The sequence below is a fragment of the Stenotrophomonas maltophilia genome, assembly GCF_047782825.1.
Lineage (GTDB): Bacteria > Pseudomonadota > Gammaproteobacteria > Xanthomonadales > Xanthomonadaceae > Stenotrophomonas.
On sequence record NZ_CP180589.1, the window covers coordinates 4,345,061 to 4,359,364 of the forward strand.

Here is a 14,304-nt window from a genome sequence, read left to right on the forward strand (position 1 = left end):
TAATTTCCATTGGTGATGCCGCCGCGCGCTTCCAATAATCGGGGCACATCCACCGGAGCCCGCCCATGTACGCTCGCCGTCGATTCCTGCAGTTCAGCACTGCCGCTCTTGCTTCCTCCCTGCTTGCGCCCGCGTTGGCGCGGGCCGCTGGCCCCGCGCCCGGTGCGCTTGCCGCGATTGCCAGCGCCGCCGATTTCGCCGCGCTGGAGAAAGCCAGTGGTGGCCGCCTGGGGGTGACCGTGCTGGAGACCGGCAGCGGCCGCCGCATCGGTGGGCACCGCCAGGACGAGCGCTTCCCGATGTGCAGCACCTTCAAGTCGATGCTGGTGGCCCATGTGCTCAGCCTGGCCGATGCCGGCCGCGTATCGCTCGATACCCGGCTGCCGATCGCCGAGAAGGATCTGCTGTCCTACGCACCGGTGGCGCGCCGCCACGTCGGCAAGGATCTGAGCGTGCGCGACCTGTGCCGCGGCACCCTGACCACCAGCGACAACACCGCAGCCAACCTGCTGTTGGGGGTGAGCGGCGGGCCGCCGGCACTGACCGCCTTCCTGCGCGAACACGGCGACCGCGTGACCCGCAACGACCGCTACGAGCCGGACATGAACCGCTTCGCTGCAGGCGACCCGCGCGATACCACCAGCCCGGCCGCGATGGCCGCCAGCCTCGCCCGGTTCGCGGTGGGCGATGGCCTTACGGCGGCATCGCGCCAGCAGTTCGCCGATTGGCTGATCGACAACCAGACCGGCGATGCCTGCCTGCGGGCAGGGCTGGGCGCGCGTTGGCGGGTGGGTGACAAGACCGGCAGCAACGGCGAGGACACCCGCAACGACATCGCCGTGCTGTGGCCGCGTGCAGGTGGTGCGCCCTGGGTGATTGCCGCTTACCTGCAGGGCGCCTCGGTGGACGAGGATCAGCGTGCTTCGGTGCTGGCGCGGGTCGCTGCGCTGGCCGATGCGATGATCGGCTGACGCGCGGCCGGCACCACGGCGCGGCTTGCGTTGCCTGCGCGCAGACAGGACACTGCGCGCCCGTCCGCGCTGCTTCCGGCGCGTGCGGCCTTTACAGGAGCAACGCGTGAAACAGGATGTGACCTCTCCTCGTGGCCTGCTGCCGGGCAGGATCCTGCTGGCCTATTCGGCCGTGGCCATCCTGCTCATGCTGGCCTTCAGCTGGTCGATGCCGCCCATCGATGCCTCGGGCTTCCGGCAGACGCAGACCGCGCTGTCCGTCGATTGGCTGATGCGCGGTGGCCCGCTGCTGGCCTATCTGACACCGGTGCTGGGCGCGCCGTGGTCGATTCCGTTCGAATTCCCGCTGTTCCAGGGGCTGGCGGCGCTGCTGGGCAAGGCCACCGGCATGAGTGCCGACAACAGCGCCCGCCTGCTGTCCGCGCTGTTCCATGTGGGCAGCATCTGGCTGGTCCATCGCATCAGCCTGGTGCTGCGCCCGGACCGCGTCCTGGCGCTGTGCATCGCCGGTGCCTTCGCCGTTTCGCCGCTGGCGCAGTTCTGGGGTCGTTCGGTGATGATCGAATCGACCGCAGTGTTCTTCGGCCTGCTGTTCGTCTGGGCGATGGCACGCCTGCATGCACAGCCGCGCGCCTGGGTGGGCCTGGTGGCCATTGCCGCTGCGGTGCTGGGGGCGCTGGTCAAGATCACCACGTTCTTTGGCTTTGCCGTTTTCACCGTGCTGGCCGTGGTCTGGATGGCGCTGCGTGAGCACGGCTGGCGCCCGCAGTGGCTGGTGGCGCATTGGAAGCTGCTGGCGGGCGGCGCACTGGCCGCGCTGGCCGCGCTGGTGGCCATCGTGCTGTGGCTGCAGCATGCCGATGCCCTGAAGGCGCAGTCGGCACTGGGTGCGCAGGTGACGTCCGAGGGCCTGGCCGGGTTCAACTACGGCACCCTGCAGCAGCGCCTGGACCCGGCAACCTGGGGCGCCATCTTCAAGAAGCGCTTCTCCGGCCCGGTCGGCTCCAACTGGGTGTTCCTCATCTTCCTGCTGGCCGGGCTGTCGATCCAGCGGATCCGTGCGGCCGTCGTGGTGCTGCTGCTGGCCTATCTGGCACCGATGCTGGTGTTCACCAACCTGCAGCTGGTGCACCCGTACTACCAGGTCGCACAGCTGGTGTTCGCCACGTCCATTGTCGGCCTGGTGATGTGGGTGGTGATCCAGCGCGGTGAAGCGGCTGGCAAACCCGGCCGTGGTGTCGCCCTGGCGATCTTCCTGTGCCTGCTGTCGGTGGGGTTCGGGCTGGTGAAGTCGCTGAAGGACATGAAGGAAGCACGCCAGCCGACGTCGATCTCGCAGATTGCCGAGGCCATCCGCGCGGGAACGCCGGAGCAGGGCGTGGTGGTGGGCTTCGGCGATGACTGGTCCTCGGAACTGCCGTACCGCTCGGGTCGCCGCGCGGTGATGATTCCCGACTGGGCATCGGATGCGACGCTGGCCTCGCTGGCTGGCAACGATGACGCATTGGGCGGTCTGCCGTTGGCGGCCCTGGTGCAATGCCCCAACGCACTGGGCAGCACCCCGCAGCGAGCGCAGTGGCAGGCCACCATCGTGCAGCGCTACGCGCAGGGCGCGCAGAGGCAGGACATCGCCGGCTGCCAGGTCTGGCTGCACCGCTGACTGGCCTGTCCCGGTCGGCCGGCGCGGTTTGCGCCGGCCGATCATGGCCGTTAGGGTTGGGGGCATGAAACTGCATGCCGTTGTCTCCGCTTCCGCCCTCCTGCTCGGCCTCGCCGCGTGCTCACCGCCCAGCGACAAGGTCGCGCACGATCTGGCGACCGCACCGGCCGACGCTTTCATGGCGGCCATCGCCGCCCACTGCGGCCAGGCCTATGCCGGCAGGGTGGTGGAAGACACGCCGGCACCGACCGGCAAGGATCCCTTCGCCGGCCAGCGCCTGGTCATGCATGTGCGCGGCTGCGCCGACCCGGCGCATGAGCTGCGCATCCCGTTCCATGTCGGTGATGACCACTCGCGGACCTGGGTGCTGACCCGCACCGAAAACGGTCTGAAGCTCAAGCACGACCATCGCCACGCCGATGGCAGCCCCGACGCGATCACCCTGTATGGCGGTGACAGCAAGCCACCGGGTACCGCAGCGCGCCAGCAGTTCCCGGCCGATGGTGATTCGGTGGCGATGTTCCGCCGCGCCGACATGCTGGCGTCCACCCACAACACCTGGGCGATGGAAATCGACCCCGACCAGACCTTCGTCTACGAACTGACCCGGCCGGAGGGGCGTCGCTTCCGTGTGGAGTTCGACCTCAGCAAGCCGGTGCCGCTGCCGCCGGCACCGTGGGGCGACCAGGCGGCGCCGGCGCCCTGAGCGGGCGCACGGGGTCGGATCCCTTGCCACCGGCAAGGGCTCTGACCCCTTCCCTCAGCCACCCGGGTAGCGCCGGGCCATGCCCGGTGGCTTCTCCGCGGTTGCCTGCGCCGTTGCGCTCGCCGGGCATGGCCCGGCGCTACCCCTCAACGCGTACCGAACCGGGCCCGGCAGCCGTTGCTGACCCACACCCGGCCGCGTGAATAGCCCCAGCTGCGGCCTTCCTGGCAGGCGCTGCCGGACAGCTGCTGCTGCAGCACCGGGCGGCCCTGGCGGTCATCCCAGTCGCAGTTCTGGGTGCGATTGTTGTTGCTGCTGCAGGTGATGCTGTAGTTGCTGTTGCCGCCGCCCCAGCCGCCCCCATTGCCGCCGCCCCAACCGCCACGCGATTCGGCGAATTCGCCGCGGCAGCCGCGGTTCACCCAGATCGACCCGTTGCGCACGCCCCAGGTCTGGCCTTCCACACAGGCCGAACCGGAGATCTGCCGCACCAGAGTCGCCCCGCGCCAGTTGGTCGGGCAGCGGCGCTCGCGGTTGTCCTGGCTTTCGCAGCGGATGGTGTTGCCGGTGTTGCCACCGCCCCAGCCGCCGCCGTTGCCACCGCCCCAACCACCGCGGCCCTCGACGAATTCGGCGCGGCAGCCGCTGGTGACCCAGATGCTGCCGTTGCGGGTGCCCCAGGTGCGGCCTTCCACGCAGGCCGAACCGGACAGCTGGCGGACCAGCCGGGCATCACGCCAGCCGGTGTTGCAGACGCGTTCGCGGTTGTTCTGGCTTTCGCAGCGGATCACCCCGTTCTGCGCAGCGGCGGGGGCAACGGGCAGGGTGAGGCCGGCAAAGGCGCCCAGGGACAGGGTTATGGCCAGGCTGGCCAGGGACAGCGGTTTCATGGCAAATCCCCATACGGTGTGTGGTGCGCGACTATAAGGACGGGACGGATAAAGCCCGTGTGACTGTCCGCATTTGCCCCGGCCGGGGCCTCGGCCGCAGAATACGGGGCTTTCCGGCCCCCGTCGGGTGCCGGCGTTCTCCAGCGGAGCTTTCCCCCCATGCGTACCCACTTCTGCGGCCTGGTCGACGAGACCCTGATTGGCCAGACTGTCACCCTCGCCGGCTGGACCGACGTGGCCCGTAACCAGGGCGGCGTCTGCTTCATCGATCTCCGCGATCATGAAGGCATCGTGCAGGTGACCGTCGAGGTCGACAACGCCGAAGTGTTCGCCGTGGCCGCCTCGCTGGGCTATGAGGACGTGCTGCAGGTCGAAGGCGTGGTGCGTGCCCGCCATGCGGTGAACGACAAGATCGCCACCGGCAAGGTGGAAGTGATCGCCACCGCCATCACCGTGCTGAACAAGGCCGCGCCGCTGCCGTTCCACGCGCACGAGAACCCGGGCGAAGACACCCGCCTGAAGTACCGTTACCTGGACCTGCGCCGCCCGGAAATGCAGCGCATGCAGCGCACCCGCATCAAGCTGGTGCAGGCCCTGCGCCGCCACCTGGACGAGCGCGGCTTCCAGGACATCGAAACCCCGATCCTGACCAAGGCCACCCCGGAAGGCGCCCGCGACTTCCTGGTGCCGGCGCGCATGCACCCGGGCGAGTTCTACGCCCTGCCGCAGAGCCCGCAGCTGTTCAAGCAGATCCTGATGGTGGCCGGCTTCGACCGCTACTACCAGATCGCGCGCTGCTTCCGCGACGAGGCCCTGCGTGCCGACCGCCAGCTGGAATTCACCCAGCTGGACATGGAATTCGCCTTCGTGCGCGAGCGCGACGTGCAGGACTTCGTCGAGTCGATGATCCGCGCCATCTTCAAGGAAGTGGTGGACGTGGAACTGGCTGCCAGCTTCCCGCGCATGACCTGGGCCGAAGCGATGCGTCGCTACGGTTCGGACAAGCCGGACCTGCGCATCGCGCTGGAACTGGTGGACGTGGCCGACCTGGTCAAGGACAGCGAATTCCCGGTGTTCACCGGCCCGGCCAATGACGCCGAAGGCCGCGTGGCCGCGCTGCGCATCCCGGGCGGCGCCACCCTGTCGCGCAAGCAGATCGACGAATACGCCGCGCATGCCGCCAAGTACGGCGCCAAGGGCCTGGCCTACATCAAGATCGCCGACAACGGCGAAGTCAGCTCGCCCATCCAGAAGTTCTTCAGCGAAGCCTCCTTCGCCGCCCTGGTCGCCCACGTCGGCGCCGGCAATGGCGACATCGTGTTCTTCGGCGCTGGCGGCTACAACAAGGTCTCCGACTTCATGGGCGCCCTGCGCCTGAAGGCTGGCAAGGACTTCGGCCTGGTCGCCCAGGGCTGGGCCCCGCTGTGGGTCACCGACTTCCCGATGTTCGAGTGGGATGAGGAAGAGCAGCGTTACGTCGCCCTGCATCACCCCTTCACCGCACCGGCCGTGGATGACATCGCCGACCTGCGCGCCAACGCCCGTACCGCCGTGTCGCGCGGCTACGACATGGTGCTCAACGGCAATGAGATCGGCGGCGGTTCGATCCGTATCCACCGCCCGGACATGCAGAGCGCGGTGTTCGAGCTGCTGGGCATCGGCGCCGAAGAGGCCCGTGCCAAGTTCGGCTTCCTGCTGGACGCGCTGAACTACGGCGCGCCGCCGCACGGTGGCATCGCCTTCGGCATCGACCGCATCGCCGCGCTGATGGCCGGCACCGAGTCCATCCGCGACGTCATCCCGTTCCCGAAGACCACCGGTGCGCAGGATCTGATGACCGATGCGCCGTCGCCGATCGTCGACACGCAGCTGGCCGAAGTGCACATCCAGGTTCGCCCCAAGACCAACTGATCAGGAGATCCAGGCAATGACCGAGTTTGCGTTTTCGCTGGAGTGGGAAAAGCTGGGCAATGAAGGCTCCGAGGCCAACCTGGTCACCGAGCGTGCACGTGTGTTCGGTGGTTGGCTGGTCCGCGTCGGTACCAATCCGGCCGCAATGGCCCTGACCTTCGTCGCCGATGGCGAAGGCCGTTGGGACGGTGAAGACTTCGGCGTCGAGGATTACGAGGACGACGAAGAGGAAGAAGAGTACGACGAGGACGAGGAAGGCGAGGAAGAAGAGGACGAGGACGAAGAGGAATACGAGGAAGAGGACGAGGAAGAAGAAGTGGAATCGGAATCGCCTGGAAAGGCTTGACCCGCGCTTCGCCCTGACGTCAACTTCCTGCATGTATTCGATCCGCCGCGCCACCGTGGACGACGCGCCGACCCTGTCGGCGCTGGCCGCACGCACGTTCACTGAAACCTTCGGCCACCTGTATCCGCCGCAGGACCTGCAGGCCTTCCTCGAGGAGGCCTACACGGTCGAGCGCCAGCAGGTGATCCTGGCCCACCCCGATTACGCGGTGTGGCTGCTGGAACTGGACGGGGAGGCGGTCGGCCATGCCGCCGCCGGCCCCTGCGGCCTGCCGCACCCGGACGTGCAGCCCGGCGATGGTGAACTCAAGCGCCTGTACCTGATCAAGTCGCAGCAGAGCTGTGGCTGGGGCAGCCGCCTGCTGGAAACCGCCCTGGCCTGGCTGGAGCACGATGGCCCGCGCACGCTGTGGCTGGGCGTATGGTCGGAAAATTTCGGCGCCCAGCGCTTCTACGCCCGCTACGGCTTCGAAAAGGCCGGCGAGTACCTGTTCCCGGTCGGCGATATCAACGACCTGGAATTCATCCTTCGCCGCGCCCCGCGCACGCCCTGAATGCTTTCACCGCCGCTTGCCGGTGGTTTGTGTTCACTACCCCCACGTTCCTGCCCCGCTCACTGCCAGGCTGTTGCATGACTCCCCCCGTACTGTTGCTGCATGGCATCTGGAACGCCCGTGCCTGGGTTGGGCCGCTGGCCTGGCGCCTGCGCGCGCGCGGCTTCCAGGTGCATGCCTTTGGCTATTCCTCCGTGTTCGGCGGACCGGACGTGGCCGTGCCGCAGCTGCTGGAGCGGCTGGCCGACGCCGGCCCGCTGTCGCTGGTCGGCCACAGCCTGGGCGGCCTGCTGGCGCTGGAGGCCCTGCGCCGCCAGCCGCAGCTGGATGTGCAGCGGGTGGTCTGCCTGGGGTCGCCGCTGCGTGGCAGCGGCACGGCCCGTTCGCTGTCCGACCATGGCTGGGGCCTGGCCCTGGGGCGCAGCAGCGACCTGCTGCTCGATGGCCTGCCGGACTGGCAGGGCAGGGCGAAGGTCGGCCTGATCGCCGGCTCGGTGCCGCATGGCCTGGGCAGCCTGCTGGGCGCGCTGGATGACGTATCCGACGGCACCGTGGCCCTGGCCGAGACCCGTCTTCCGGGCCTGGCCGACCACTGTGTGGTGCGCACCAGCCACAGCGGCCTGGTGGTATCGCCCGATGCTGCGCGGCAGACCGCGCATTTCCTGCGCCACGGCCAGTTCGACCACAGCCGCGACGCCGCTGCGGCGTAGGGACAGGGGGGCGGGGTCGCCCCGTAGAGCCGAGCCCATGCTCGGCTGCATTCCCGTCGGGCCCCTTGAGCCGAGCATTGGCCCGGCTCTGCAACAATACGCCCTAGACACGGTTGCCGCCGCCGATCAGGTAGAATCCGCGCCTTGATCCTGAAGCAGCCAGACGGTAACACCCATGGGAAGAGGTCCCTCGATCGAAAACCGCAAGAACGCGTCTGACGCGAAGCGCGGCAAGATTTTCACCAAGATCATCCGCGAGATCGGCGTTGCCGCGCGCGGCGGTGGAGGCGACCCCAACAACAACCCGCGCCTGCGTGTTGCCATGGACAAGGGCCTGAGCGTGAACATGTCCAAGGACGTGATCGAGCGCGCCATCAAGAAGGCCACTGGTGAACTGGAAGGCGTCGATTACGAGGAAATCCGCTACGAGGGCTACGCCCCCGGTGGCGTGGCCGTCATTGTCGACTGCCTGACCGACAACCGCGTGCGTACCGTGGCCGATGTCCGCCACGCGTTCAGCAAGTGCGGTGGCAACATGGGCACCGAAGGCTCGGTCGCCTTCATGTTCAAGCGCCTGGGCGTGCTGCATTTCGCCGCCGGTGCCGATGAAGAGGCGATCACCGAGGCCGCCATCGAGGCCGGCGCCGACGACATCGTGGTCTACCCGGAAGACGGCGCGATCGACGTGGTCACCAGCCCGGAAGCCTTCAATGCGGTCAAGGATGGAATGGCTGCGGCCGGCCATGTCGCCGACCACGCCGAGATCACCTTCCGCGCGGACAACGACATCAAGGTCGAAGGCGACGTCGCCCTGCAGGTCAAGAAGCTGCTGGACATGCTGGAAGACCTGGACGACGTGCAGGACGTGTATTCCAACGCCGAACTCGGCGCCGACGCCTACGCCTGAGCCGTCTTCGACGGCCTGGGCGCGGGCCGTTGAACGGTCACCGCGGACAGTCATGAGCCCATACGCCTGCCAGCGTTTCCCGTTCCACCCGGCCAGGAGTGCCGCATGACCCGCATCCTCGGCATCGACCCCGGTTCCCAGCGGACCGGGGTCGGCATCATTGATGTCGACGCCGCCGGCAAGGTCAGCCACGTGCACCACCAGCCGCTGGTGCTGCTGGGCGCCGACGATTTTCCCCAGCGCATGAAGCTGCTGGTGCTGGGCCTGGCCGATCTGTGCCGGGAATACCAGCCGGACGAAGTGGCCATCGAAAAGGTCTTCATGGCGCGCAACCCCGATTCGGCATTGAAGCTGGGCCAGGCCCGTGGCGCGGCGATTTCCGCCGTGGTGCTGCGCGACCTGCCGGTGCACGAATACGCCGCCAGCGAGATCAAGCTGGCCGTGGTCGGGCGCGGCGGCGCCGAAAAGCAACAGGTTCAACACATGGTCGGGCTCATGCTCAACCTGAAAACCAAGCTGCAGGCCGACGCGGCCGACGCGTTGGCGGTGGCGATCACCCATGCCCACGTACGGGCAACGGCCAACCGCCTGGGGCTCAGTGCCCGCCAGGCGTGGGGCCGCAAATGAGGAGCTGCACGCAATGATCGGTCGACTGCGCGGCATCGTCGCCTACAAGGCGCCGCCGTGGCTGGTGGTGGACGTGAACGGGGTGGGCTACGAGCTGGAGGCGCCGATGAGCACCTTCTACGACCTGCCCGAACTCGGCCGCGAGGTCACCCTGTACACCCACTATTCGCAGAAAGAGGACAGCGTCTCGCTGTACGGCTTCCTGCGTGAGGGCGAACGCCGCCTGTTCCGCGATGTGCAGAAGGTCAGCGGCATCGGCGCGAAGATCGCGCTGGCCGTGCTGTCCGGGGTCACCGTCGAGGAATTCGCGCGCATGGTGCAGGCCGGTGACATCACCGCGCTGACCCGTATCCCGGGCATCGGCAAGAAGACCGCCGAGCGCATGGTGCTGGAACTGCGCGACCGCGCCGCCCAGTTCGGTGCCGGCGGCGCGCTGCCCACCGGCAGCGGCCCCGCCCCGGCCGACCCGCTGTCCGACGCCACCGTGGCCCTGCAGCAGCTGGGGTACAAGCCCACCGAAGCGGCGCGCATGGCCCGCGAAGCCTTCAACGAAGGCGACGAAGTGGCCACCGTCATCCGCAAGGCCCTGCAGTCGGCGCTGCGCTGAAGCGCGCGCCGGTTTTTCCCTTTCCTCCAATCGCCTGAGCTTCGCCAGGAGTCCCATGTCCAGCAGTCAAACCCCGCACGCAGCCGCCCCCGGCGGCCATGGTCACGCCCCCCCGGCCGGGGGACTGGCGCTGATCATCGGTGCGATCGGCGTGGTCTTCGGCGATATCGGCACCAGCCCGCTGTACACCCTGAAGGAGGCGTTCTCGCCGCACTACGGGCTCAACAGCGACCATGACACCGTGCTGGGCGTGCTGTCGCTGGCGTTCTGGGCGCTGAACATCGTGGTCACCCTGAAGTACGTGACCATCATCATGCGCGCCGACAACGATGGCGAGGGCGGCATCATGGCCCTGATGGCGCTGACCCAGCGCACCTTGCGCAACGGCTCGCGCTCGGCCTACGTGGTCGGCATCCTGGGCATCTTCGGTGCCTCGCTGTTCTTCGGCGATGGTGTGATCACCCCGGCCATTTCCGTGCTGGGCGCGGTGGAAGGCCTGGAGGTGGCGGCCCCCGGCCTGCATGCCTTCATCGTGCCCATCACCGTGGTGGTGCTGCTGGCCGTGTTCGCGGTACAGCGCTTTGGCACCGAACGGATCGGCAAGCTGTTCGGGCCGATCACCACCATCTGGTTCCTTTCGCTGGCCGCCATCGGCATCTACAACATCGTCGATTCGCCGGAAGTGCTGAAGGCCTTCAACCCCTGGTGGGCGATCCGCTTCTTCATGGAACACGGCTGGCACGGCATCTTCATCCTGGGTGCGGTGGTGCTGGCAGTGACCGGCGGTGAAGCGCTGTACGCCGACATGGGCCATTTCGGCGCCAAGCCCATCCGCCACGCCTGGTACTTCTTCGTGCTGCCGTGCCTGGTGCTGAACTACCTGGGGCAGGGCGCGCTGGTGCTCAACCACCCCGAAGCCCTGAAGAACCCCTTCTTCGAGGCCGTGCCGGACTGGGCGCTGTACCCGATGATCGTGCTGGCCACCATGGCGGCGGTGATCGCCTCGCAGTCGGTCATTACCGGCGCGTTCTCGGTCTCGCGCCAGGCCATGCAGCTGGGCTACATCCCGCGCATGCGCATCAAGCACACCTCGCACGACACCATCGGCCAGATCTACATCCCCGGCATCAACTGGGGTATCGCGGTGATGGTGATCGGCCTGGTGCTGGCCTTCCGCAGCTCGTCCAACCTGGCCGTGGCCTACGGCATCTCGGTGTCGGCCACCATGCTGATCGATACCCTGCTGCTGGCCCTGGTGGCCCGTTCGCTGTGGCCGAAGGCGCGCAGGTGGATCCTGCCGCTGTGCGTGGTGTTCTTCGTGATCGACCTGGGCTTTGTCATCGCCAACGGCGCCAAGCTGCTGCAGGGCGCGTGGTTCCCGGTGGTGCTGGGCATCTTCCTGTTCACCATGATGCGCACTTGGCGCCGCGGCCGCGAGCTGCTGCGCGATGAGATCCGCAAGGACGGCATCCGCATCGACACCTTCCTGCCGGGCCTGATGCTGGCCCCGCCGGTGCGCGTGCCGGGCACCGCGGTGTTCCTCACCGCCGACCCCACCGTGGCCCCGCACGCGCTGATGCACAACCTCAAGCACAACAAGGTGCTGCACGAGCGCAACGTGTTCCTGCACGTGGAAACCCTGCCCATCCCGTATGCGATGGAAGGGCAGCGGCTGAAGATCGAATCGGTGGGCGACGAGTTCTACCGGGTCTATGTGCGCTTCGGCTTCATGGAAACCCCGGATGTGCCGCTGGCGCTGATGCGTTCGTGCGACCACGGCGGCATCTATTTCGACCCGATGGACACCACCTTCTTCGCCAGCCGCGAGACCATCGTCGCCACCGCCAACCGCGGCATGCCGATCTGGCGCGACAAGCTGTTCGCGCTGATGCACCGCAACGCCGCGCCGGCCACGGGCTTCTTCCGTATTCCGGGCAACCGCCTGGTCGAACTGGGCGCGCAGGTGGAGATCTGACCGCGCGGGGTCGGATCCTTTTTCCGCGGGAAAAAGGCTCTGACCCCGATCGATCCGGTAGTGCCGGCCGCTGGCCGGCATCCCGCGATGCCTCAAATGCTCATGGGGTTGCCGGCCAGCCGCCGGCACTACCGTGTTTCCGGCCCCGGAATGCACCCATTTACCGCATAATCACGGCATGACCGACGACCGCATCATCGGCGCCGGCGCCACCCGCGAGGATGACGCCGCCGACGCCAGCATCCGCCCCAAGCGCTTGGCCGATTACCTCGGCCAGGCGCCGGTGCGCGAGCAGATGGACATCTACATCCAGGCCGCCAAGGCCCGTGGCGACGCGCTCGACCACGTGTTGATCTTCGGCCCGCCCGGCCTCGGCAAGACCACTCTCAGCCACGTCATCGCCAACGAACTGGGCGTGGCGCTGCGGGTGACCTCCGGCCCGGTGATCGAAAAGGCCGGCGACCTGGCCGCGCTGCTGACCAACCTGCAGCCGCACGATGTGCTCTTCATCGATGAAATCCACCGCCTGTCGCCGGTGGTCGAGGAAGTGCTGTACCCGGCCATGGAAGACTTCCAGATCGACATCATGATCGGCGAGGGCCCTGCCGCCCGCTCGATCAAGATCGACCTGCCGCCGTTCACCCTGATCGGTGCCACCACCCGTGCCGGCCTGCTGACCGCGCCGTTGCGCGACCGCTTCGGCATCGTGCAGCGCCTGGAGTTCTACAGCGTCGAAGAGCTGACCCGCATCGTGCGCCGCTCGGCGGCCATCCTGGCCATCGACTGCACCGCCGACGGGGCAGGCGAGATCGCCCGCCGTGCGCGTGGCACCCCGCGTATCGCCAACCGCCTGCTGCGCCGCGTGCGCGATTACGCCCAGGTCAAGGCCGGGGGCCATATCGACGAAGCCGTCGCCCAGGCCGCCATGAAGATGCTCAAGGTCGATCCAGAAGGCTTCGACGAGCTTGACCGGCGCCTGCTCAAAACCATGGTCGACTACTTCGATGGCGGCCCGGTGGGCATCGAATCGCTGGCCGCGGCCCTGTCCGAAGAGCGCGGCACGCTGGAAGACGTGGTTGAACCCTACCTGATCCAGCAGGGCTTCCTGGTGCGCACCGCGCGCGGCCGCATGGCCACCCACAAGGCCTACCGGCACATGGGCCTGAAGCCCAAGAACCCGCCGCAGGACCTGTTCGCGGAGGTTCCCGATGTCGGTTGAGCCCCGATTCAGTTGGCCGACACGCATTTACTGGGAAGATACGGACGCGGGCGGGGTGGTCTACCACGCGCGCTACGTGGCCTTCATGGAACGGGCCCGGACCGAATGGATGCGCGCGCTGGGCTACGGCCAGGAGCGCATGCGCAGCGAGCACGGCATGGTGTTCGCGGTGCGTTCGATGCAGATGGACTTCATCAAGCCGGCCCGGCTGGATGATGCCCTGCAGGTGAGCGCCACCCTGGTCCAGCTGAAGAAGGCCAGCATGGTCTTCAACCAGCGGGTCGAGCGCGACGGCGAACTGCTGCTGTCGGCCCAGGTCCGCATCGCCGCACTGGACGCGGCCAGTTTCCGCCCGCGTGGCATGGACGAACCCGTCCTTGCCGCGCTGCAACCCCACCTCCACCCCGAATCCGAACTTTGAGGAACAACGGATGATCGCAACGCTCCTGGCCCTGCAGGCCACGGTCACCGAGGCACTGCCGGCCGATGTCAGCAACGCCGCGACCCAGACCCTTGCCCAGGCCACCACCGGCGGCGGCATCAATTACCTCGAACTGATGGCCAAGGCCAGCCTGCCGGTGAAGATCATCGTGCTGCTGCTGCTGGTCGGCTCGTTCGTCAGCTGGGTGATCATTTTCCGCAAGGCCCGCGTCTTCAAGCAGGCCACCCGCGAAGCCGACGAGTTCGAGAACCGCTTCTGGTCGGGCGCCGACCTGGGCAAGCTGTACAGCTCGGCCACCGACCGCAGCCGCAATGTCGGCGGCCTGGAAGCGATCTTCGAAGCCGGTTTCCGCGAATACAGCCGCCTGCGCGACAAGCGCCGCCTGGATGGCCGCGCGCAGCTGGAAGGCGCCCAGCGCGCCATGCGCACCACCTACACCCGTGAAGTGGACCAGCTCGAGCGCAACCTGGAACTGCTGGCCAACATCGGCTCCACCGCCCCGTACGTGGGCCTGGTCGGCACCGTGTTCGGCATCATGGTCACCATGCACGACATGATCAGCAGCGGTGCCCAGGCCGGTATCGCCGCCGTCGCCCCGGGTATTTCCGAAGCGCTGTTCGCCACCGCCATCGGCCTGTTCGTGGCCATTCCGGCGGTGTGGGCCTACAACCGCTTCACCACCCGCGTGGAGCGCATGTCGGTGCGTTTCGAGACCTTCGCCGAAGAGTTCAGCTCCATCCTGCAGCGCCAGAGCGCTGGCGACGAGTAAGCGACTGACCC

General features: G+C 67.7%; 15 protein-coding genes. 14 read left to right on the forward strand and 1 reads right to left on the reverse strand.

Features of this window, described 5'->3' with window-relative positions; all coding sequences use genetic code 11:
- Positions 1 to 65 precede the first annotated feature (65 nt).
- The 3 genes from blaL2 (at position 66) to ACM2ZB_RS19970 (ending at position 3,337) form a co-directional block, all read left to right on the forward strand.
- Entirely contained in the window at positions 66 to 971 is a 906-nt protein-coding gene (blaL2, locus tag ACM2ZB_RS19960; protein WP_416056719.1) for a L2 family extended-spectrum class A beta-lactamase, read from the forward strand.
- Positions 972 to 1,077: 106 nt separating this feature from the next.
- Complete coding sequence (locus ACM2ZB_RS19965) at positions 1,078 to 2,631, forward strand: hypothetical protein (protein WP_416056720.1); 1,554 nt, start codon at positions 1,078 to 1,080, stop codon at positions 2,629 to 2,631.
- Positions 2,632 to 2,695: 64 nt separating this feature from the next.
- Complete coding sequence (locus ACM2ZB_RS19970; protein WP_416056721.1) at positions 2,696 to 3,337, forward strand: hypothetical protein; 642 nt, start codon at positions 2,696 to 2,698, stop codon at positions 3,335 to 3,337.
- A 146-nt stretch (positions 3,338 to 3,483) separates the two neighbouring features.
- On the opposite strand, the gene ACM2ZB_RS19975 is transcribed toward ACM2ZB_RS19970, so the two are convergent.
- Positions 3,484 to 4,227, reverse strand: coding sequence for a DUF3011 domain-containing protein (locus ACM2ZB_RS19975; protein ID WP_416056722.1), 744 nt, complete (start codon positions 4,225 to 4,227; stop codon positions 3,484 to 3,486).
- A 159-nt stretch (positions 4,228 to 4,386) separates the two neighbouring features.
- Here ACM2ZB_RS19975 and aspS point away from each other — a divergent pair, with 159 nt between their 5' ends.
- From aspS to tolQ, 11 genes are all read left to right on the forward strand, one after another.
- Positions 4,387 to 6,138 (forward strand): aspartate--tRNA ligase, encoded by a 1,752-nt coding sequence (gene aspS, locus ACM2ZB_RS19980; protein WP_313441711.1) that lies wholly within the window; start codon positions 4,387 to 4,389, stop codon positions 6,136 to 6,138.
- Between the two features lie 16 nt (positions 6,139 to 6,154).
- Positions 6,155 to 6,484 carry a DNA primase gene (locus ACM2ZB_RS19985; RefSeq protein ID WP_313441709.1) on the forward strand — a complete coding sequence of 110 codons (330 nt, stop codon included), beginning with the start codon at positions 6,155 to 6,157 and terminating at the stop codon, positions 6,482 to 6,484.
- Positions 6,485 to 6,515: 31 nt separating this feature from the next.
- Positions 6,516 to 7,037 carry a GNAT family N-acetyltransferase gene (locus tag ACM2ZB_RS19990; protein ID WP_313441707.1) on the forward strand — a complete coding sequence of 174 codons (522 nt, stop codon included), beginning with the start codon at positions 6,516 to 6,518 and terminating at the stop codon, positions 7,035 to 7,037.
- A gap of 77 nt (positions 7,038 to 7,114) precedes the next feature.
- Positions 7,115 to 7,747: an alpha/beta fold hydrolase gene (locus ACM2ZB_RS19995; RefSeq protein WP_313441705.1), complete on the forward strand. Its 633-nt coding sequence runs from the start codon at positions 7,115 to 7,117 to the stop codon at positions 7,745 to 7,747.
- A gap of 175 nt (positions 7,748 to 7,922) precedes the next feature.
- Entirely contained in the window at positions 7,923 to 8,654 is a 732-nt protein-coding gene (locus tag ACM2ZB_RS20000; protein ID WP_416056723.1) for a YebC/PmpR family DNA-binding transcriptional regulator, read from the forward strand.
- 105 nt (positions 8,655 to 8,759) lie between these two features.
- Positions 8,760 to 9,281: a crossover junction endodeoxyribonuclease RuvC gene (gene ruvC / locus ACM2ZB_RS20005; RefSeq protein WP_079222900.1), complete on the forward strand. Its 522-nt coding sequence runs from the start codon at positions 8,760 to 8,762 to the stop codon at positions 9,279 to 9,281.
- A gap of 13 nt (positions 9,282 to 9,294) precedes the next feature.
- Complete coding sequence (ruvA, locus tag ACM2ZB_RS20010) at positions 9,295 to 9,888, forward strand: Holliday junction branch migration protein RuvA (RefSeq protein WP_025874676.1); 594 nt, start codon at positions 9,295 to 9,297, stop codon at positions 9,886 to 9,888.
- Positions 9,889 to 9,943: 55 nt separating this feature from the next.
- A complete protein-coding gene (locus ACM2ZB_RS20015) occupies positions 9,944 to 11,863 on the forward strand; it encodes a potassium transporter Kup (protein WP_313441701.1) in 1,920 nt (639 codons plus the stop codon).
- A 178-nt stretch (positions 11,864 to 12,041) separates the two neighbouring features.
- Entirely contained in the window at positions 12,042 to 13,082 is a 1,041-nt protein-coding gene (gene ruvB / locus ACM2ZB_RS20020; protein WP_416056724.1) for a Holliday junction branch migration DNA helicase RuvB, read from the forward strand.
- Positions 13,072 to 13,503, forward strand: a complete 432-nt coding sequence (ybgC, locus tag ACM2ZB_RS20025) for a tol-pal system-associated acyl-CoA thioesterase (protein ID WP_313441700.1) — start codon at positions 13,072 to 13,074, stop codon at positions 13,501 to 13,503. Before ruvB ends, ybgC begins: the two co-directional genes overlap by 11 nt.
- A gap of 10 nt (positions 13,504 to 13,513) precedes the next feature.
- The gene (gene tolQ, locus ACM2ZB_RS20030; RefSeq protein ID WP_079222896.1) at positions 13,514 to 14,293 is read left to right on the forward strand and encodes a protein TolQ; all 780 of its coding nucleotides are present in this window, start codon (positions 13,514 to 13,516) and stop codon (positions 14,291 to 14,293) included.
- Positions 14,294 to 14,304: the final 11 nt, after the last annotated feature.

Bases quoted from the DNA above. Each gene is read 5' to 3' on its own strand.
- blaL2 (WP_416056719.1), top strand. From the start codon at position 66: ATGTACGCTCGCCGTCGATTCCTGCAGTTCAGCACTGCCGCTCTTGCT.
- ACM2ZB_RS19970 (WP_416056721.1), top strand. From the start codon at position 2,696: ATGAAACTGCATGCCGTTGTCTCCGCTTCCGCCCTCCTGCTCGGCCTC.
- ACM2ZB_RS19975 (WP_416056722.1), bottom strand. From the start codon at position 4,227: ATGAAACCGCTGTCCCTGGCCAGCCTGGCCATAACCCTGTCCCTGGGC.
- aspS (WP_313441711.1), top strand. From the start codon at position 4,387: ATGCGTACCCACTTCTGCGGCCTGGTCGACGAGACCCTGATTGGCCAG.
- ACM2ZB_RS19985 (WP_313441709.1), top strand. From the start codon at position 6,155: ATGACCGAGTTTGCGTTTTCGCTGGAGTGGGAAAAGCTGGGCAATGAA.
- ACM2ZB_RS19990 (WP_313441707.1), top strand. From the start codon at position 6,516: ATGTATTCGATCCGCCGCGCCACCGTGGACGACGCGCCGACCCTGTCG.
- ACM2ZB_RS19995 (WP_313441705.1), top strand. From the start codon at position 7,115: ATGACTCCCCCCGTACTGTTGCTGCATGGCATCTGGAACGCCCGTGCC.
- ACM2ZB_RS20000 (WP_416056723.1), top strand. From the start codon at position 7,923: ATGGGAAGAGGTCCCTCGATCGAAAACCGCAAGAACGCGTCTGACGCG.
- ruvC (WP_079222900.1), top strand. From the start codon at position 8,760: ATGACCCGCATCCTCGGCATCGACCCCGGTTCCCAGCGGACCGGGGTC.
- ruvA (WP_025874676.1), top strand. From the start codon at position 9,295: ATGATCGGTCGACTGCGCGGCATCGTCGCCTACAAGGCGCCGCCGTGG.
- ACM2ZB_RS20015 (WP_313441701.1), top strand. From the start codon at position 9,944: ATGTCCAGCAGTCAAACCCCGCACGCAGCCGCCCCCGGCGGCCATGGT.
- ruvB (WP_416056724.1), top strand. From the start codon at position 12,042: ATGACCGACGACCGCATCATCGGCGCCGGCGCCACCCGCGAGGATGAC.
- ybgC (WP_313441700.1), top strand. From the start codon at position 13,072: ATGTCGGTTGAGCCCCGATTCAGTTGGCCGACACGCATTTACTGGGAA.
- tolQ (WP_079222896.1), top strand. From the start codon at position 13,514: ATGATCGCAACGCTCCTGGCCCTGCAGGCCACGGTCACCGAGGCACTG.